Here is a 19,213-nt window from a genome sequence, read left to right on the forward strand (position 1 = left end):
GTTTCGAGTTTCGAGTTAATCAATTAAAATTAAAAGTGAGCATTTATCAATATTAAACGCTCACTCGAACGGCTTAAAACTGACAGCTGAAAGCTTAAAGCTATTTCTTCGTTACTGTCACTTTTGGTTGATTACTATTGCGGTAATCAAAGCTCACGACATACACGCCTTTTGCAGCGGGTTTAAAGCTGAAATAATTGTAGATGGTATTACAGTCTGCATTGGCGGCTTGGCCTAGCACTAATGATTGCCCTGCTGGGTCCATATCACTGTAACCACAGTTATAGCCTTCGCTAAAATCTGCATCCGCTACTTTGAATTCATAAACCTTACCTGGTGTTGAAAACTTAACGTCGGTTTGGAATATGCCCGGTGCAACTTGCTCTAATTGATACTGCGGCTCGGCATCCCATAAGGTGAAATCACCACGTAAATACATAGTACGGTCAAGCTCTTTGCTAGGCAGAATATCGTCGATGCTTGGCATTTGCATTTGGCTAGAACAGGCCGTTAATAAGCCTGCTAATGCTAAAGTAATTACACGTTTCATTACTGTTCCTTTTGCTACAAAAAAGCCAGCACTGAGCTGGCTTTTATTAATTGGCTACTGCTTACTTCTGAAGTACAGAAATATCAGCAATATCTAAAAACAGACGGCTTAGTTGGCTTAATAATGCTAAACGGTTTTGTTTAACCGCTTCGTCATCGGCCATTACCATGACGTTATCGAAGAAGTTATCAACACTCTCACGGATACCCGCAAGTTGTGACAATGCTTCTTGGTAATCGCCATTTGCATATAAAGGTGCAAGCTCAGTTGCAAACTTAGCAACGTGTGACGCTAATACTTTTTCTGCGTCATCGCTTAATAGGCTCTCATTCACATCACCTTGTGTTGTGATGTCATTCTTAGCCAAGATATTGCTTACACGTTTATTTGCTGCTGCAAGCGCTTCTGCTGCGTCTAATGTACGGAAGTGACTTACTGCTTTAACACGGCGGTCGAAATCAACTGGTTTAGTTGGGCGACGTGCTAGCACTGCTTGAATGACATCAACTTCGATACCTTCATCTTGATACCATGCGCGGAAACGACCTAACATAAACTCAAACACATCTGTTGATACGTTTAGGTTCGTTAGCTTTTCACCGAATAGCGTTTGTGACTTAGCAACAAGGTCTAAGATATCTAGCGGTAATGATTTTTCAACCATGATGCGTAATGCACCGATAGCTGCACGGCGTAGTGCAAATGGGTCTTTGTCGCCTTTTGGCGCTTGACCAATACCAAAAATACCCACCAGCGTATCAAACTTATCAGCAATTGCTACCGCACAGCTGATCACATTTGTTGGTAAGTTATCACCCGCGAAGCGAGGCATATATTGTTCGTTTTGCGCTAGTGCCACTTCTTCTGCTTCACCGTCGTGACGGGCGTAATGCATACCCATTACACCTTGTACGTCGGTAAACTCCATAACCATTTCGGTCATTAAGTCTGTTTTACTTAATAAACCTGCTCGCTTAGCCAGCTCTGCATCAGCACCTAATTGCTCAGCAATATAACCGGCAAGTTCACTAATACGTTCAGATTTATCTTTCAGCGTACCAAGTTGCTTTTGGAATAAAACGGTATCTAGCGATTCTAAACGGCTCTCTAGCGTTTTCTTCTTATCTGTTTCGTAGAAGAACTGCGCATCCGCTAAACGAGGACGAACAACTTTTTCGTTACCAGCAATTACCACGCTTGGATCTTTACTTTCGATATTTGAAACAAATAGGAACTTGTTTAGTAAGTTGCCATCTTGGTCTAATAACGGGAAGTACTTTTGGTCGTCCTTCATAGTATAGATAAGCGCTTCTGAAGGAACATCTAAAAATGCTTCTTCGAATGTTGCTGTCAGCGTTACTGGCCATTCAACCAAGGATGTTACTTCTTCAAGTAAGTCTTCATCCATCGCTACTTTTGCATTTACAGCGCTAGCTGCTGCTTCAATTTGTTCGCGAATTTGTGCTTTACGCGCTTCGAAGTCAGCGACAACGTAAGCAGATTTAAGAACATCAAACACATCATCAGCGTGGTTGATTGTTACTTTTTCTGGATGATGGAAACGGTGACCTTGTAATTGGTTGCCAACTTGCTTACCAAGGATTTCACCTTCAATTAGCGTGCTACCAAATAAGATAGTCGCTGTGTGCACAGGGCGAATAAATTGTGTTTTATTTGCACCCCAACGCATTGGTTTAGGGATAGGTAATTTAGTAAGTGCTTTGTTTACAGCATCACTCATAAGTGATGTAGTTGCTTGACCTTCAACCTGTGCCTTATGTAATAACCAAGCGCCTTTATCTGTCTCAAGTGTTTGTGCATCGCTTACATCGATACCACAACCACGAGCCCAACCCATTGCTGCTTTAGTTGGATTACCATCGGCATCAAAAGCTGCTGCAACTGCAGGACCACGCTTTTCTACAACCTTGTCACTTTGCTTAGCCTCAAGTGCAGTAACACGCAAACCTAAACGACGTGGTGATGCGTACCAGTTAACGCCTTGGTGATTTAATTCTAAGCTTGCAAGCTCTGTTGCTAAGTTCTCAGCAAACGACTCAGCAAGTTTACGAAGTGCTTTCGGTGGCAACTCTTCTGTGCCAATTTCTACTAATAAATTTTCTGCTGACATGCTAATTCTTAATCCTTACAAAGCGGGAAACCAAGAGCTTCACGGGCATCATAGTAACTTTGCGCACATGCTTTAGATAAAGCACGAACACGTAAGATATAACGTTGACGTTCTGTTACTGAGATAGCGTGACGAGCGTCTAATAAGTTAAACGCATGTGAGGCTTTCATTACTTGCTCATAAGCTGGTAATGGTAAGCCTGCTTCAATTAGCTTTTCGCTTTCTTTTTCACAGTGATCGAACTGTGCAAATAAGAACTCAACATCCGCTTGTTCGAAGTTATAAGCTGACTGCTCTACTTCGTTTTGATGGAATACATCACCGTATGTCACACGACCCATAGGACCGTCTGCCCATACTAGGTCATAGATACTATCTACGCCCTGAATATACATTGCTAAACGCTCAAGACCATAAGTGATTTCACCGGTTACAGGTGAGCACTCTAAGCCACCTACTTGTTGGAAGTAAGTAAACTGAGTTACTTCCATGCCGTTTAACCAGATCTCCCAACCTAGACCCCATGCACCTAATGTAGGAGACTCCCAGTTGTCTTCTACGAAGCGAACTTCATCAGTTAGTGTATCGATACCAACGGCAGCTAAAGAGCCTAAATAGAGCTCCTGGATGTTTTCTGGTGATGGCTTTAATACTACTTGGAATTGGTAGTAATGCTGTAAACGGTTCGGGTTTTCACCATAACGACCATCAGTTGGACGGCGGCATGGTTGAACATACGCGCTCGACATTGGCTCTGGGCCAATCGACTTTAAGAAAGTTAACGGATGAAATGTCCCTGCTCCCACTTCCATATCAAGTGGTTGAGCAATCACACAGCCTTGCTGTGCCCAATAGTCCTGTAAAGCCAGGATCAAACCTTGAAAGGTTTTAACGTCATATTTTTGCATATTTGGCTTATAGTATCTGGTGCGTTTAGTCTGAAAATTGCTCTCAGTATACCTTGTGTGCAGTAAGGTTTTAAGCAGTTTGTGCTTTTTCAGCAATAAAAAAAGGAGCCTGTAGGCTCCTTTTTAATTCTTAATTTAGCGTTATACGTCTAGGTTAACTACACGTAGCGCATTCGTTTCGATGAAGTCACGACGCGGCTCAACTTGATCACCCATTAGAGTCGCGAACAATTGGTCTGCAGCTACGGCATCTTCAATTGTTACTTTCAACATACGACGAGCATCTGGGTCCATAGTGGTTTCCCAAAGCTGATCAGGGTTCATCTCACCGAGTCCTTTATAACGTTGGATATAAAGACCACGCTTCGACTCATTGATTAGCCACTCTAATGCATCCACAAAGTTATCAACAGCTAGAGTTTTCTCACCGCGTTGAACATATGCCCCTTCTTCAAGTAAGTTAGCAATGTTTACGCCTGTCGCTGCAATGCGTTTGTAGTCACGCGATGTGATGAAGTCATGGTTAAGTACATGTGCTTTATCCACACCATGCTGACGAATATTCACAACAGGATAATACATGTTGCGCTCAGTATCGTGCTCAGTACCCGCATGGAAGATAGTTGCATCTTCATCACGTGCAATTAAGTCGTCAACAAGGGTGTTAGTCCACTCTTTAACTTTTGCTTCATCTGCTAAATCAGCTTCGGTAATTTCACTTTGATAAATTAAACGTTCCATAACCGAATTTGGATATTTACGTTTTAAGCGCTCAATCACTTTAACTGTATTTTGATAGTCGTGAACAATTCTTTCTAGTTCTTCACCTTCAAGTGCAGATGCACCTTCGCTTGTATAAAGTGCAGCATTGTTTAATGCTAATGATGTTAAGTAATCAACAAGCGCTGGGTCATCTTTAATGTAGCGTTCTTGCTTACCTTTTTTCACTTTATAAAGTGGTGGCTGCGCAATATAGATAAAGCCTTTTTCTACAATCTCTGGCATTTGACGGTAGAAGAAAGTCAGTAGCAAGGTACGAATGTGAGAACCATCCACGTCCGCATCGGTCATGATAATGATACGATGATAGCGTAGCTTTTCTGGGTCATATTCATCACGACCAATACCACAACCTAATGCAGTGATTAGAGTTGCTACTTCTTGAGAAGAAAGCATCTTATCAAAGCGTGCTTTTTCAACGTTAAGAATCTTACCTTTAAGTGGCAAAATTGCTTGGTTTTTACGGTTACGACCCTGCTTAGCTGAACCACCTGCAGAGTCACCCTCCACTATGTATAGTTCAGAAAGTGCTGGATCTTTTTCTTGGCAGTCTGCCAATTTACCTGGTAAGCCAGCTAAATCCATTGCACCTTTACGGCGTGTCATTTCACGTGCTTTACGTGCTGCTTCACGAGCTCGTGCTGCATCAATAATTTTGCCAACAACTGTTTTAGCATCAACTGGGTTTTCTAATAAGAACTCTGTTAATTTTTCTGCCATTGCTTGTTCTACAGCAGACTTAACTTCACTTGATACTAGTTTGTCTTTAGTTTGTGATGAGAACTTAGGATCAGGAACTTTAACACTTACAACCGCAGTTAAGCCTTCACGAGCATCATCACCCGTTGCATTGCTTGTTGTTTTAGCTTTCTTATTAAAGCCTTCTTTTTCCATGTAGTTATTTAGCGTACGTGTTAGTGCTGCTCTAAAGCCAGCTAAGTGCGTACCACCATCACGTTGTGGAATGTTGTTTGTGAAACAGTAAATGCTTTCTTGGAAGCCATCGTTCCATTGCATTGAAACTTCTACACTAATACCGTCTTCTTCACGCTCATGGGTAAAGTGGAAAACACTTTTATGTACAGGTGTTTTGTTACGGTTTAGATATTCTACGAATGCTTGGATACCACCGTCATATTTGAAGTGGTCATTTTTAGATTCTTCGCGCTCATCAGTAAGAATGATACTTACACCAGAGTTTAAGAACGAAAGCTCACGTAAACGCTTTGCTAAAATATCGTAGTGGAAGTTAAGGTCAGTGAATGTTTCACCACTTGGCCAGAAACGTAATTCAGTACCTGTGTCTGTTGCGTCACCAATTATAGCTAATGGCGCATCTGGTACACCCATAGTATATGTTTGTTGGTGAATTTTGCCTTCACGACGAATGGTCAGTTGCAGCTTTTCAGATAGTGCATTTACTACCGAAACACCTACACCGTGTAAGCCACCAGATACTTTATAAGAGTTATCATCAAACTTACCACCAGCGTGAAGTACCGTCATGATAACTTCAGCCGCAGAAACACCTTCTTCTTCGTGAATAGATGTAGGAATACCACGACCGTTATCTCTTACAGAGACTGAACCGTCTAAGTGAATCGTTACAAAAATATCATCACAATGACCAGCTAAGGCTTCATCGATAGAGTTATCAACAACCTCAAACACCATATGGTGAAGGCCTGTACCGTCATCGGTGTCCCCTATATACATTCCTGGACGCTTTCTTACTGCGTCTAATCCTTTAAGTACTTTAATACTCGACGAATCGTAATTCTCAGACATGGTTAATCCCACTTATCTTGTTATTAGGTTGCCATGTTTCACGTGGAACATTTTTAGTTCTCGTTGCATGGGTTCCACCACAGCAGAAATACTTTCAGATAAAATTGATGAGATAAAAAGTTGCGAATCGCAATGAGTCAAAAGTTGACCCACTTTTTCTTTTGTATCTTCACCTAGTTCTGAAGGTAAGTCATCTATTAGCAATATAGATTGCTTATCTGTTTCTGACTCAATTAAGCTATTTTGCGTTACTTTTAACGCATAAAGCAAGAGCTTCAATTGACCGCGAGAAAAGGTATTTTCTACACTGTTACCAGAAACGCTAAAACTAAAATCAGCTTTATGCGGACCTTTACTTGTGAAACCTTGTTTGGCATCACGTTCAAAGCTTTGCTCAAGCGCCTCTGAGAGCGTTTCACTCTCTTTCCAGCCCGCATGAAAGTTAATTTCTAAATCGCTTACAAGCGTTAATTCTGCACACATTTTATCAAAAAACTGCTGCTTAAACCTACTTATATACGCGATTCTTAGATTATTTATTTGTTCAGCTAGTCTAACAAATTCTTTATCCCAAAACTTGATCTGTTCGAAATAATCTCTAGGTTTACTTTTTAATAAAGCATTACGTTGTTTCAGTACTTTATTAAAAGACTGCCACAAGTAAAAAAAGTCATGTTCCACGTGGAACAATCCTAAATCGAGAAATTTTCTACGCTCTTTTGGGCCACCAAAAAACAATGAGTAGCTTTCTGGAGTAATAACTTGCACCGGCACTAGTTGAGCTAATTCAGAGATTTTACGGCTCGTTTTGCCCTGAATCTTTAAAGATGTTTCACCCGCTTGGTTTTTGCTTATACCAATCGGAATAGACAAATCATGCAGCGCTTTGCGCCCATGAATCACAAACTTGTCTTGTTGATGCTGAATGATATTTTTATGTTTGGCGGTACGAAATGATTTACCGTGAGAAAGGAAATATATCGCCTCAAGGAGACTGGTTTTTCCGCTGCCATTTTCGCCATAAATAATGTTAATGCCATTAACCGGCTCAAGTGTCAGCGCCTCAATATTTCGAAAATTATTGAGGCTTAAATGACTTAAACTCATATAAGCTTATAGGCGCATCGGCATAACAACGTACATAGCTTCTTCGTCACCTGCACCTTCAATTAGCGCACTGCTATTAGAGTCTGCAAGTGTAAAGGTTACATCTTCTGTTTTTAATGTATTAAGTACATCAAGTACATAAGAAACGTTAAAGCCAATTTCAAGTTCGCCGCCTTGGTACATTACTTCAACGACCTCTTCAGCTTGTTCTTGCTCAGGGTTGTTTGCTGTAATTTTTAATAAACCTTCAGACAGGTTTAAACGTACACCACGGAATTTTTCATTCGATAAAATAGACACACGTTGGAAAGCACTGCGCAACCATTCACGATTAGCTGTAATTACTTTGTCACCACCACGCGGCAATACTCGACGATAATCAGGGAAACGACCATCAACTAGTTTACTAGTAAATGTAAACTCAGTATCAATAATACGAATATGGTTAGCACCAAATTGAATGGTTACTAGCTCATCATCAGCCACCATTAGGCGCATAATTTCTTGCACACCTTTACGTGGAATAATTAACTGACGCTGTGTATTTAAAGACTGTGGTAATTGCTTTTGTGCAATTGCCAAACGGTGGCCATCTGTAGCCACTGTTTTGATATCTGCGTTATCAACTTCAAATGACATACCGTTTAAGTAATAACGTACGTCTTGATTCGCCATAGAAAAGTGCGTGCTTTCTAAAAGTTTACGCAATTCTAAACGCGTTAGTTGAAATTGAACTTCACCATCCCACTGCTCAAGATTCGGAAAATCTTCAGCGGCCAGCGTAGTTAAAGAAAAACGGCTTTTACCACTTGTTAATAGTAACTGATGATCTTGGCTACTTAACGTTAGGTCTGAGCCATCAGGTAAACTTTTACAAATATCGAGTAACTTTTTAGCTGGTAAAGTGAGTTGCGTATCTGTGGTATCTTCACCGACAAACACACTCGCCACTAACTCAATTTCAAGATCAGTACCCGTCATCGAAAGTTGCCCGTTTTCAACAACTAACAGTACGTTCGATAAAATCGGTAAGGTGTGCTTACGCTCAATCGCACCAGACACTTGAACTAAAGGTTTTAAAAATTGCTCTCTTGATATTGTTATTTGCATAATAAAGTCGGCCTTAAGATGACAAGGTTCTTATTAAGTTTTGATAATCTTCTTTCACTTCGTGGCTTTCGTCACGTAGTGATTTAACTTTACGACAAGCGTGTAATACAGTTGTGTGATCACGACCACCAAAGGCGTCACCAATCTCAGGTAAACTGTGATTTGTAAGTTCTTTTGATAATGCCATGGCCACTTGACGTGGTCTTGCTACTGAACGGCTACGACGTTTAGATAGTAAATCTGACACACGAATACGGTAATACTCAGCAACAGTGCGTTGAATATTATCTATCGTTACCAGTTTATCTTGCAGCGCAAGTAAGTCACGTAGCGCTTCTTTTACAAAGTCGATTGAAATCGGACGACCAGTAAAGTTTGCATTAGCAATAACGCGGTTTAACGCCCCTTCTAATTCACGCACATTTGAACGCAACTTTTTAGCGATAAAAAAGGCAACTTCGTGAGGTAAATTGATTTTACTTTGCTGCGCTTTTTTCATCAAAATAGCAACGCGCGTTTCAAGTTCTGGTGGCTCAATAGCAATTGTTAAGCCCCAACCAAAACGTGATTTAAGGCGATCTTCAACCCCTTCTATCTCTTTAGGATAGCGGTCTGAAGTTAAGATAATCTGTTGATTTCCTTCAAGTAAAGCATTGAAGGTATGAAAGAACTCTTCTTGTGAGCGTTCTTTATTAGCGAAAAATTGAATGTCATCGATCATCAATGCATCAACACTTCGGTAATAACGTTTAAATTCTTCTATGGCATTATTTTGTAGCGCTTTAACCATGTCTTGCACAAATCGCTCAGAGTGCATATAAACAATTTTCGCGTCTGGCTTATTAGCCATAATACCGTTACCAACAGCGTGTAATAAGTGAGTTTTACCTAAGCCAGTACCACCGTATATAAATACAGGGTTAAATGCTGAACCTGGGTTATCTGCAACTTGAGTCGCTGCAGCTTTTGCTAATTGGTTTGATTTACCCTCAACAAAGCTATCAAAGGTGTAATTTTCTTTAATGTTTGATTTATAGCCTGATTTTGGTGCAGGTTCGACCGCTGCTTTTTCAGGTTTTGGCTGTTGTTTTTCGGCAGTTTGTTGTGGAACAGATGCGCTTGCTTCTGTTGCAGCCGGTGCAGATGCCACTTGGGCATTTAAAATAGGTTTACTACCAACATCAAAACGTAATTCAGGTGCTTCATCACCACAAATTTCAACGAGTAGTTCATTAATACGGTTTAAATACTTTTCTCTCACCCAATCCAAAACAAAACGGTTGGGTGCATATATAGTCAACGTATCTTCGGTACTTTCTGCTTGAAGTGGTCTTACCCACATACTGAATTGCTGTGAAGGCAATTCATCTTGCAATACATATAAACAACTTTGCCAAACCGACAGATACACAGTTAAACTCCCAGAGATTTAATTTTTATTCCCGTTCATCTTTAATGATGGAAAATCAAACATTTATTGCTAATCTTTGACCAACTTTCTTGGCCCAGACCGACTATTATGAAGGTACTTTATCCACAAGTACAAGATTGATTTTTATGAAAAATATGATCTCAGCAACATAAAAGAATAAAACACTGATTTTTAAGAAAATTATTTTTTAAGCTCGAACAGTGATCATAACAAATTTGCAGCCAGATCGCGATCAAATTCTACGATCGAATTGGCTTTTCCCAAGCTTTTATTCACTTTTTATACAGAGGCTGTGGAAAACTTCTTATTTATGATGATCCTATATGATCACGTAAAAGGATCCTTTATAATTACGGCCTCTGCAGCGTTTTAATGATTGACTTTTGTTGTCTTCATCTATAATATCTCGCGCTCGCAATGGCACCTGTGCCAGGATCGCGACCTGCATAGGATGTTTTAACCTTAACCGATCGGATGGAATTGTTATGAAAAGAACTTTTCAACCTAGCGTTTTAAAACGCAAACGTACACACGGTTTCCGTGCTCGTATGGCAACAGCAAATGGCCGTAAAGTATTAGCTCGTCGTCGTGCTAAAGGCCGTAAAGTTCTTTCTGCTTAATATATAAGTGGAAGACTTTAGCTTCAGCAGGGAGTTACGTCTGTTAACTCCCTCGCATTACTCTCGAATCTTTAATGAACCAGCACGCGCTGCGACTCCTTTCTTTACCCTATTAGCTAAACGCAATGACCAAACTAATCCTCGATTAGGTCTTACGGTCGCAAAAAAACGCGTTAAAAAAGCCTGTCAACGTAATCGAATTAAACGACTTGCTCGCGAAAGTTTCCGTTTAAATCAACATAAACTCGATAACATTGATATTGTGCTTATGGTTAAAAGTGGTATTGATGAACAGTCCAACGAAGAGCTAACAAAGCAACTAAATAAATTGTGGCGAAAAATTAACGAACGCTGCAAGCCTGGTGCACCTAAACCACCACCATTTAAAAAACGCCCGAATAAATCAGCTAAATCTAATAAACAAGCCTGATAGCAATAGAATTACAGGCTTAATTAAGGTATCTTTAGCTCACCTTTTAATCATGCATTTAAAATTCTACGATGGGAATTTAAATTCATGGTATCCATTGACTAAATTAACGCAGGGGCAGACACATCATGAGGTTACTTAAACCACTTGTTGCTATTCCAAAGCGCTGTTTAGTCATGCTAATACGCGGCTATCAAAAATGGATAAGCCCATTATTAGGCCCGCATTGTCGTTTTAATCCAACCTGCTCTAGTTACGCTATTCAAGCAATTAATTTGCATGGAAGTGTAAAAGGCAGTTGGTTAGCTGTTAAACGCATATTAAAATGCCACCCTTTACATGCTGGTGGGGATGATCCCGTACCGGCAAAAAATCATATTAACCACCAACACGAGAAATAAGAGCTGTTATGGAATCGCAACGCACGTTTTTATTAATCGGCTTGATGCTTGTGTCGTTTTTATTATTTCAAGAATGGAATAACGACTACAACGCACCAAAGGCTGATCCAAGTGCCACAACACAAACACTAGGCGCAACAACACCAGAATCTGATGACTTTATTCCAGCATCATCTGACGGTGAAGTTCCAGCTGTAACGACAGCAAAGCGCTCAGTTATTGATGTAACAACTGACGTATTCACTGTTAAAATTGACACCCGTGGTGGTGACATCATTGAAACAGACTTACTTCAGTACGAAGAAGAAAAAGGCAGTAACACACCTTACATGCTATTAGGTGAGTTCGATGGTAAGCAATACTTCTCGCAAAGTGGCTTAATTGGTTTAAATGGTCCTGACGCAACTGTTGCTGGTCGCCCTGTTTATAAAACCACACAAAAAGCATTCACTTTAACGGGTGATGAGCTACGTGTACCACTTGAGTTTACTGACAGTAAAGGTGTGACGTTTACTAAAACTTATATCTTCAAAAAAGGCGACTACGCTGTAGATTTAGAGTACACAGTAAACAACGTAACAGCTGATCCAATTCAAGTTCAGTTATACACGCAAGTAAAACGCACAGTACAAGAAAAAGGTAGCTTAGTAGATCAAAACTACTTAGGTGGCGCTTATGGCTCAGATGAAGAGAAGTATGAAAAATACAGCTTCTCAGACATGGCTGATAAAAACCTTAATATCACCACATCTGGCGGCTACATTGCATTTATTCAACACTACTTTGTAAGTGCGTGGGTACCAAAGCAAGATCAACAAAATACTCTTTACAGCAAACTTGTATCAGGTAATGCAGCAATTATTGGTGTTAAAGGTGAAGCAGTTAATGTACAAGCTGGTTCGCAAGCAACGCTTGGCTCAACTTACTATATGGGCCCGAAAGAGTCTGATGTACTAGAAGCAATTCACCCAGACTTAGACCTAACTGTAGACTACGGTTGGTTATTCTTTATCTCACAACCATTATTCGTATTACTTAAGTGGTTATACGGTATCTTAGGTAACTGGGGTCTAGCTATCATTGCAATCACGGTTATCGTTAAAACGGCAATGTACCCACTTACTAAAGCACAATACACGTCAATGGCGAAGATGCGTGCACTTCAGCCTAAAATGGCTGCCCTAAAAGAGAAGTATGGTGATGACCGTCAAAAATTCGGTCAAGCTATGATGGAAATGTACCGCAAAGAAAAAGTGAACCCTATGGGTGGCTGTTTCCCACTGTTACTACAAATGCCAATCTTCTTAGCGTTATTCTACGTATTCTTAGAGTCAACTGAGCTACGTCATGCTGAATTCGTTTTATGGTTAAATGACTTATCAGCAATGGACCCATACTACGTATTACCTGTTTTATTTGGTTTAAGTATGTTCATCACTCAAAAGCTGCAACCTATGACGGTTACTGACCCTATGCAGCAAAAAATGATGACCTTTATGCCAGTAGTATTCTCTATTTTCTTCTTATGGTTCCCATCTGGCCTAGTACTTTACTGGTTAGTATCGAACCTTATCTCAATCGCACAGATGCTAATCATCTACCGCGGTATGGAGAAAAAAGGTATTAAGGTAAGAGGCTAAACTCTTAACCCAATAAAAAAGGCGCTAACTGCGCCTTTTTTATTGCCTGGAAAATAGCTAACCGATAATAGGAGAATAAACTTGATTAGGCACACTGCGTTCAGTAAAGCTCAAACTTGTTGTTAGTAGCGAAGCAACTACCAAACCGATTGCAACCACCCCAGATAAACCAAGCCACTTTCCAGTCGTTGTTTTACGCTTAACCCTAAGCCAACTCATATAGATGCCAGCAGCGCTTACAAAGCTCATTAATGCACCAAATACACCCCAAATAAGCTTGGTACCAATTCCTGCAAAGTTACCAAAGTGCAGCGGATCAGCGGTGTCTTTAATTCGTGGAAGCAGGTTGAGTTCTTCCCCTTTTTGTACACCAAGAACTTCACCGGAACTTGGATTTAAATAAACCCGGTTAGCACGCAGGCGCAATAAAATATCATCGTTATAACCACGTACTTCAATAGGCTGATCCACTTTACTAGGATAACGAATATAGCGAATATCAAGGCTAGGAAACGCCTGTTGAGCGGCTTCATAAGTAGCAGCTAAACTAATTGGCGATAGACCTTTACGAGGGCTTTGTTTTTTAAACTCACTCAAGGCTGGTGGACTAGAGACATAGTGAGGTACCTTCGCAGTTTGCAGCCCATGTTCTACCAGATACCAAACCCCTGTGATGGCCATCACACCAATAAACCATAAACTCCAAAGCCCTAACAGCTTATGCCAATCAGACCAACTACTTCGTTTACCAAGGCTTAGCGCAGCAGGCTTTTTCATAAAGCCTTGCCACCAGCGCCGATACACATAAAAACTCGAAACCAATAAAATAACGAGTAAAATACTCAAACTGGTGACGATTAATTTACCCGTCCAGCCCATCGATAAGTTCATATGCCAGTTACGTAAAAACCGCGATATCCGCGCCCACTCTCCTTCACCGAGTAAGCGACCCGTTGCAGCATCTAAATAAACAAAGCGAAATGAATCACCGACTTTAAGAGCCGCTTCAATGGCAAGGTAATCTTGCTTATGACGTTGGATATAAAGTAGCTGAGCTTGCGGATAATGCTTATTAAGGGTGTTTTCGAGAGCTGGGTAGTTAGTCGAAGCAGAAGAAGTTAAAGCACGGTACTTAGCGTCTGTTAAGTACTCGAGTTCATGACTTAACGTAGCGAGTGTTCCCGATACGCAGGTAACAAAAAGCAGGACTCCAACAAAGAGTCCTGCCCAAGAATGTAAGTTAAACCAACTTTTAGCGTTCACACGCCACCATTAAAAGCTGTATTTAGCACTTAAATAAACACGACGTGGTTCACCAGGAAAGTGCCCTGTTCGCTCGATAAAGCCACTGCTTGCGTATTCTTTATCAAATAGGTTTTTAACTGATAGCTGCCATTGCCAGTTATCTACGGTTGTTTGCCACGCCATGTTGTAAACAGTGTAAGGTTTAACACGTTGACCGCCTAAACTAAGCTGTTCATCAACATAATCTAAGCCAGCAGAAATAGATGACGATAAGCTAGGTAGCTCATAGCGTGTCCATATACCTAAGGTATTTTGCGGCGCATTAGCAAATTTATCGCTATCAGGAATTTGGTTACGAATGCTGTCGTTGGCCTTAGTAATACGGGTATCATTATAAGCGTAGCTTGCAGTCACTACCCAGCTATCAGTAATATCGCCAACCACCTCGAGTTCAAAACCTTTACTTTGTACTTCACCAACGGCAACTAAATCATCAACGCCGTCACCTGCAACATCACCTAATAAGCTAGGTTGTAGGATGTTTTCGCGGAAAATATCGTACACAGCCATATTAACAGCAAGTGTGTCTGCTAATAGCTTGGTTCTTAAACCTAACTCATTAATACGGCTAGTCTCTGGCGAGAATGGGCCACCCTTTGCTGTATCTTGATTACTCGCACTTTGCGGCACAAAGCCAGTGCCATGTAGCGCATAAGGGAAGAACATATTGTTAATGTTATAGCTAGTACCAATACGATAAGTTAAGTCGCTATCAGAAAACTCGGTTTGATTTAACAAATCTTTATCTTCAAAACGATCATACCTTAAGCCAGCTGTCACACTCCAATTAGCGGTGATATCTAGCTGATCTTGCAAGTAGGCACCAAAACGGGTGCTATTCGTTTTCCCAAGCCTTGGTGTAATACTATCAAGATCATAATCATCAGCAGAGGTTAAACCATATTCAGGGTTGTTAAGATCAAGTCCTGGTACTGGGCCACCTTTACTTTGTTGCGTAGCTGTACGGTAAACGCTTTCAAAATCATGTTCATACCAATCACTACCAAACAACACTTGATGCTGCATGTCTGCAACTACAAATTCTGCAATCGCATTAGCTGTTAAGCTAAAACCTTCGTTCTCACGTACTTGATCACGAAACTCACGATGGCTCCAATCAACAATACCGTCGTCATCTGTATCTACGAGGCCTCTTGGTTCATGGTAGTTTTGCACTTCTTTGTTATCAAAATAACGTGCTGTGACATCTGTGCGCCAAACATCATTAAACTCATGTTTTAAAGTTGCCTGATAGACATGGGCTTCAACATTTTGAAAGTCTGTCGCCTCGTTATGATTCCAGCTAATATCAGTTAGAAAATTACCGTTATCATCAGCAGGTACACCACGTAAACGTGCCCCACCCAAATCTTGCTCTATATAGGTATACTGAGTGGTCAATTCGGTTGCACTATTTATAAGCCACGTATAACCAAGATCAACAATGGTATTATCGCTGCTAGCATTAGCACGGAATGGCTTTTCAGTATCACGGTAAAGACCAACACGGTAAGCATGATTATCAAGTGATTCACTCAATGTTCCTGTGCTTTCTAATGCACCACTAAAGAAGTCATCATTACCTACTTCAACTTCAATACTGTGTTCACTGGTGAATTTAGGCTTCTTAGTTACATAGTTAATAATACCACCCGGATTACCACTACCGTATATAGCGCCAGCAGGTCCTTTTAAAACCGCAACTTGTTCAATATTAAATAATTGCGGCACAGCAAAGCCATTGAAAGGGTCGCCCTTTACGCCATCATATAAAATCTCATCCTGGCGGAAACCACGGAATGTAACGCCTGAATAACTAAAGGCATTAACACCAGCTATATTGCTATAAAGGTCGGTAATTTGGCGAGCAGCCTGATCACTGATCAGCTCCTGCGGTAAAACTTGAATTGACTGAGGAATTTTCTCTAAAGGTGTATTGGTACGAGTAGCAAAGCTAGACTCGGTTGGGCGATATAAAGAGAACGCACGGCCAACAACTTCTATTTTTTCGAGTTCTTTTGAATCACTTTGATCCGAAGTAGTCACTTCAGTTTGAGCATGGGCAACGCCCGAAAAACCAGCAGCAAGTGCAATAAAAACAGCAGAAAGACGCATAATAAAAAACGATAAGATTTAGAATGCGCAACATGGTAATGAATATAATTATCATTTGCAATGGTCGTTTATTATTAATTAAAGCTAAATAAAGTATTACTTACATCAGACTTTTGCTACCTCATTACTCAAACAGCTATTCGCATGAAATTAAGCCATAGGTTACAATAGAGCCAGCATTCATTCTTTTATTGGCATTATTTCATCGCATGATTAATCAAGACACAATTGCAGCACAAGCGACCGCACCAGGACGTGGTGGGGTTGGTATTATTCGCGTCTCTGGCAGCTTAGCTAAAACAGTGGCAGAACAGATTATTGGCCGTTGTCCTAAAACACGTTACGCAGACTATGTACCATTTAAAAGTTTGAGCGGTGAACAGCTTGACCAAGGTATTGCTATTTACTTCCAAGGGCCAAATTCATTTACCGGCGAAGATGTACTTGAACTACAAGGTCACGGCGGCCCTGTCGTACTTGATATGCTATTAAAAGAAATTAGCCAAATTGACGGTGTACGTTTAGCAAAACCAGGTGAGTTCTCTGAGCGCGCATTTATGAATGACAAGCTTGATTTAACCCAAGCAGAGGCAATTGCCGATTTAATTAATGCAACCAGTGAACAGGCAGCAAAAAGCGCCCTCCAATCACTGCAAGGTGAATTCTCTAAGCACATCGAAACGCTGGTGGAGAAAGTCATTCACCTACGTATGTATGTTGAAGCCGCAATTGATTTTCCAGATGAAGAAATCGACTTTTTATCAGACGGTAAAGTATCAACAGATCTCAATGCCATTATTGATCAATTAGAGAATGTAACTCAGCAAGCTAAACAAGGTAGCATCATGCGTGAAGGTATGCGTGTTGTTATTGCGGGTCGCCCTAACGCTGGTAAATCAAGCTTATTAAATGCTTTAGCTGGCCGAGATGCAGCCATCGTTACCGAAATAGCAGGTACAACACGTGACGTATTACGCGAACATATCCACATTGATGGTATGCCACTACATATTATTGATACCGCAGGCCTGCGTGAAAGCCCTGATAAAGTAGAGCAAATTGGTATTGAACGCGCATGGGATGAAATTAACCAAGCCGATCGCGTACTATTTATGTTAGACGGCACAGACACATCAGCCACTGATCCTCATGATATTTGGCCAGAGTTTATGGCCAAGTTACCAGAGGGTATGGGTGTTACTGTGATCCGAAATAAAGCCGATATTTCCGGTGAAAATGTCGGTATGGATGAACATGATCAATATCCGGTGATCCGTTTAAGCGCTAAAAATGCAGAGGGTATAGAGTTAGTTCGTACTCACTTAAAGGCATGTATAGGTTTCCAAGGTGCCACAGAAGGTGGATTCATGGCACGCCGTCGTCACTTAGATGCACTTGATCACGCAGCCTATCATTTAAACACAGGCAAAGAGCAATTAGAGATGCATATTGCTGGTGAGATCTTGGCTGAAGAATTACGCCTAACTCAACAGTTCTTAAATGAGATAACGGGTGAATTTACCTCTGATGACCTACTTGGGAAAATCTTTAGTTCGTTCTGTATCGGTAAATAAATTCCGGTCATCAATATTATAAAAAAGAGTCGCAAGACTCTTTTTTTGTTTTTACTCCAACTAATCAATTATCGGTTCAGGGCCGAAACCAGCCAGTAATTAACCTCATATCAATTAGTCTAGCGATGTTATTAAACGGAGGACATCATGGACAAATATCAACTCTTTCACCAATTACACCACCAGCAAAGCGGCTTTATACTTGCTAATGCGTGGGATCTTAGTTCAGCACAATTCATCCAAGCTGCGGGAGCTAAAGCAGTAGCAACAACCAGTTGGGGAATTGCTGCCAGTTTAGGGTTAGCTGATGGTGAAAACATCTCTTTTAAAACTCAATTAGCGCTGGTTAAAAGCTTAACCGAACACCTTCATATTCCACTCTCTGTCGATATAGAGTCAGGCTACAGTAACGATCCGCTGCAAATTAGCGAAAACGTTTTAGCGTTAGCAAGATTAGGAGTTGTAGGCATCAACATAGAGGACTCAGATAAAAACACTAACGCACTGAGATCTACCGAGCAGCAATGCACTATTATTAGTGAAATAAAGAAAGTACTTAACGAAAATGGCTTCGGTGGTTTATTTATAAACGCCAGAACTGATACCTACTTTGTTAGTGACTCCCCTTTTCAAGCAACATTAAAGCGAGCAAAAGCGTATCAAAATGCAGGTGCAGACGGTCTGTTTGTGCCCGGCTTAACTAACATAGAGCACATAACCAGCTTAGCTAACACAATAGATATGCCATTAAATGTTATGGCAATGAGCAATTTTAACTCAGCAAAAGCCGCTTTCGCTGGTGGTGCAAAACGGTTTTCATTGGGTAATTCGCTCTATGAACTAGTCGGTAATACGATAAAAACCAGTTTAACTCAGATCGAAAACTAACTTAGCGAGCTAAAAAATCAGATCAAAACAGCTTTTAAGATCTAATTTAGCTAAAAATGTTATCCACATTTGGGGATTTTTTAGATCTAAAGGCTGATTTGATCATATAAAAACGCGGAAATTTGAATTTATTTTCATACAACAGCCCTTTTTGATAACTAATTTTCTTAAAAACAGCCTTTATTAGCGCTTATTTAAGTTTTTTTCGATCTATTTTATTGATCGCAAATTGCAAACCGATCGTTATCAACAAGCGATCTATCCACAAAACGATCATACTCACTCTTTTTATCAGATCTGAAAATTTAAGCGCTTACACATAATTAAAGATCAACAACTTAGCAAAGTTATACAGTTTCCAATATTTAGCTTGATCAGAACTTTCCCCAAATTTATTAACAGCTTGATCAAAGGGTTTAATTTATGAATAAATA

Annotated in this window: 15 protein-coding genes; 6 read left to right on the forward strand and 9 right to left on the reverse strand. The window is 40.5% G+C overall.

The annotated features are described in order from the left end of the window. Positions 1-100: 100 nt before the first annotated feature. The 7 genes from AADY36_RS16685 to dnaA form a co-directional block, all read right to left on the reverse strand. Positions 101-550 carry a hypothetical protein gene (locus AADY36_RS16685; protein WP_054563764.1) on the reverse strand — a complete coding sequence of 150 codons (450 nt, stop codon included), beginning with the start codon at positions 548-550 and terminating at the stop codon, positions 101-103. Between the two features lie 61 nt (positions 551-611). Beyond that, a complete protein-coding gene (gene glyS / locus AADY36_RS16690; protein WP_054563763.1) occupies positions 612-2,681 on the reverse strand; it encodes a glycine--tRNA ligase subunit beta in 2,070 nt (689 codons plus the stop codon). An 8-nt stretch (positions 2,682-2,689) separates the two neighbouring features. Beyond that, positions 2,690-3,589 (reverse strand): glycine--tRNA ligase subunit alpha, encoded by a 900-nt coding sequence (glyQ, locus tag AADY36_RS16695; RefSeq protein WP_054554789.1) that lies wholly within the window; start codon positions 3,587-3,589, stop codon positions 2,690-2,692. A 141-nt stretch (positions 3,590-3,730) separates the two neighbouring features. Continuing rightward, positions 3,731-6,157, reverse strand: coding sequence for a DNA topoisomerase (ATP-hydrolyzing) subunit B (gyrB, locus tag AADY36_RS16700; protein WP_054563762.1), 2,427 nt, complete (start codon positions 6,155-6,157; stop codon positions 3,731-3,733). Positions 6,158-6,169: 12 nt separating this feature from the next. Beyond that, positions 6,170-7,264: a DNA replication/repair protein RecF gene (gene recF / locus AADY36_RS16705; RefSeq protein WP_054563761.1), complete on the reverse strand. Its 1,095-nt coding sequence runs from the start codon at positions 7,262-7,264 to the stop codon at positions 6,170-6,172. A gap of 6 nt (positions 7,265-7,270) precedes the next feature. Beyond that, entirely contained in the window at positions 7,271-8,374 is a 1,104-nt protein-coding gene (gene dnaN, locus AADY36_RS16710) for a DNA polymerase III subunit beta (RefSeq protein ID WP_342409250.1), read from the reverse strand. Positions 8,375-8,387: 13 nt separating this feature from the next. Continuing rightward, positions 8,388-9,785: a chromosomal replication initiator protein DnaA gene (gene dnaA / locus AADY36_RS16715; RefSeq protein ID WP_055022065.1), complete on the reverse strand. Its 1,398-nt coding sequence runs from the start codon at positions 9,783-9,785 to the stop codon at positions 8,388-8,390. Positions 9,786-10,291: 506 nt separating this feature from the next. Between dnaA and rpmH the strand changes: the two genes are divergently transcribed. The 4 genes from rpmH to yidC all read left to right on the forward strand — a co-directional run bounded on the left by rpmH (position 10,292) and on the right by yidC (position 12,897). Then, positions 10,292-10,426, forward strand: a complete 135-nt coding sequence (gene rpmH / locus AADY36_RS16720; protein WP_008488847.1) for a 50S ribosomal protein L34 — start codon at positions 10,292-10,294, stop codon at positions 10,424-10,426. Between the two features lie 7 nt (positions 10,427-10,433). Beyond that, positions 10,434-10,856 (forward strand): ribonuclease P protein component, encoded by a 423-nt coding sequence (gene rnpA / locus AADY36_RS16725; RefSeq protein ID WP_058583673.1) that lies wholly within the window; start codon positions 10,434-10,436, stop codon positions 10,854-10,856. Positions 10,857-10,984: 128 nt separating this feature from the next. Further along, the gene (gene yidD / locus AADY36_RS16730) at positions 10,985-11,257 is read left to right on the forward strand and encodes a membrane protein insertion efficiency factor YidD (protein WP_054563758.1); all 273 of its coding nucleotides are present in this window, start codon (positions 10,985-10,987) and stop codon (positions 11,255-11,257) included. Positions 11,258-11,265: 8 nt separating this feature from the next. Then, complete coding sequence (yidC, locus tag AADY36_RS16735) at positions 11,266-12,897, forward strand: membrane protein insertase YidC (protein ID WP_054563757.1); 1,632 nt, start codon at positions 11,266-11,268, stop codon at positions 12,895-12,897. 57 nt (positions 12,898-12,954) lie between these two features. On the opposite strand, the gene AADY36_RS16740 is transcribed toward yidC, so the two are convergent. Together AADY36_RS16740 and AADY36_RS16745 are read right to left on the reverse strand one after the other, a co-directional pair. Further along, a complete protein-coding gene (locus tag AADY36_RS16740; protein WP_342409251.1) occupies positions 12,955-14,160 on the reverse strand; it encodes a PepSY-associated TM helix domain-containing protein in 1,206 nt (401 codons plus the stop codon). A gap of 9 nt (positions 14,161-14,169) precedes the next feature. Next, on the reverse strand, positions 14,170-16,317 hold the full coding sequence (locus tag AADY36_RS16745; protein WP_342409252.1) for a TonB-dependent siderophore receptor: 2,148 nt from the start codon (positions 16,315-16,317) through the stop codon (positions 14,170-14,172). Between the two features lie 209 nt (positions 16,318-16,526). On the opposite strand from AADY36_RS16745, the gene mnmE reads away from it, so the two are divergent. Then, positions 16,527-17,891: a tRNA uridine-5-carboxymethylaminomethyl(34) synthesis GTPase MnmE gene (gene mnmE, locus AADY36_RS16750; protein ID WP_130166143.1), complete on the forward strand. Its 1,365-nt coding sequence runs from the start codon at positions 16,527-16,529 to the stop codon at positions 17,889-17,891. A 147-nt stretch (positions 17,892-18,038) separates the two neighbouring features. Then, positions 18,039-18,779 carry an isocitrate lyase/PEP mutase family protein gene (locus tag AADY36_RS16755; protein ID WP_342409253.1) on the forward strand — a complete coding sequence of 247 codons (741 nt, stop codon included), beginning with the start codon at positions 18,039-18,041 and terminating at the stop codon, positions 18,777-18,779. The last annotated feature ends 434 nt before the right edge of the window (positions 18,780-19,213 follow it).

It is taken from the genome of Pseudoalteromonas sp. D15MCD-2, from assembly GCF_038562745.1.
Classification (GTDB): Bacteria; Pseudomonadota; Gammaproteobacteria; order Enterobacterales; family Alteromonadaceae; genus Pseudoalteromonas.

Coding starts and splice junctions, on each gene's coding strand:
- AADY36_RS16755 (WP_342409253.1), top strand. CDS start 18,039: ATGGACAAATATCAACTCTTTCACCAATTACACCACCAGCAAAGCGGC.
- yidD (WP_054563758.1), top strand. CDS start 10,985: ATGAGGTTACTTAAACCACTTGTTGCTATTCCAAAGCGCTGTTTAGTC.
- recF (WP_054563761.1), bottom strand. CDS start 7,264: ATGAGTTTAAGTCATTTAAGCCTCAATAATTTTCGAAATATTGAGGCG.
- AADY36_RS16745 (WP_342409252.1), bottom strand. CDS start 16,317: ATGCGTCTTTCTGCTGTTTTTATTGCACTTGCTGCTGGTTTTTCGGGC.
- yidC (WP_054563757.1), top strand. CDS start 11,266: ATGGAATCGCAACGCACGTTTTTATTAATCGGCTTGATGCTTGTGTCG.
- gyrB (WP_054563762.1), bottom strand. CDS start 6,157: ATGTCTGAGAATTACGATTCGTCGAGTATTAAAGTACTTAAAGGATTA.
- mnmE (WP_130166143.1), top strand. CDS start 16,527: ATGATTAATCAAGACACAATTGCAGCACAAGCGACCGCACCAGGACGT.
- dnaN (WP_342409250.1), bottom strand. CDS start 8,374: ATGCAAATAACAATATCAAGAGAGCAATTTTTAAAACCTTTAGTTCAA.
- AADY36_RS16685 (WP_054563764.1), bottom strand. CDS start 550: ATGAAACGTGTAATTACTTTAGCATTAGCAGGCTTATTAACGGCCTGT.
- rpmH (WP_008488847.1), top strand. CDS start 10,292: ATGAAAAGAACTTTTCAACCTAGCGTTTTAAAACGCAAACGTACACAC.
- glyQ (WP_054554789.1), bottom strand. CDS start 3,589: ATGCAAAAATATGACGTTAAAACCTTTCAAGGTTTGATCCTGGCTTTA.
- glyS (WP_054563763.1), bottom strand. CDS start 2,681: ATGTCAGCAGAAAATTTATTAGTAGAAATTGGCACAGAAGAGTTGCCA.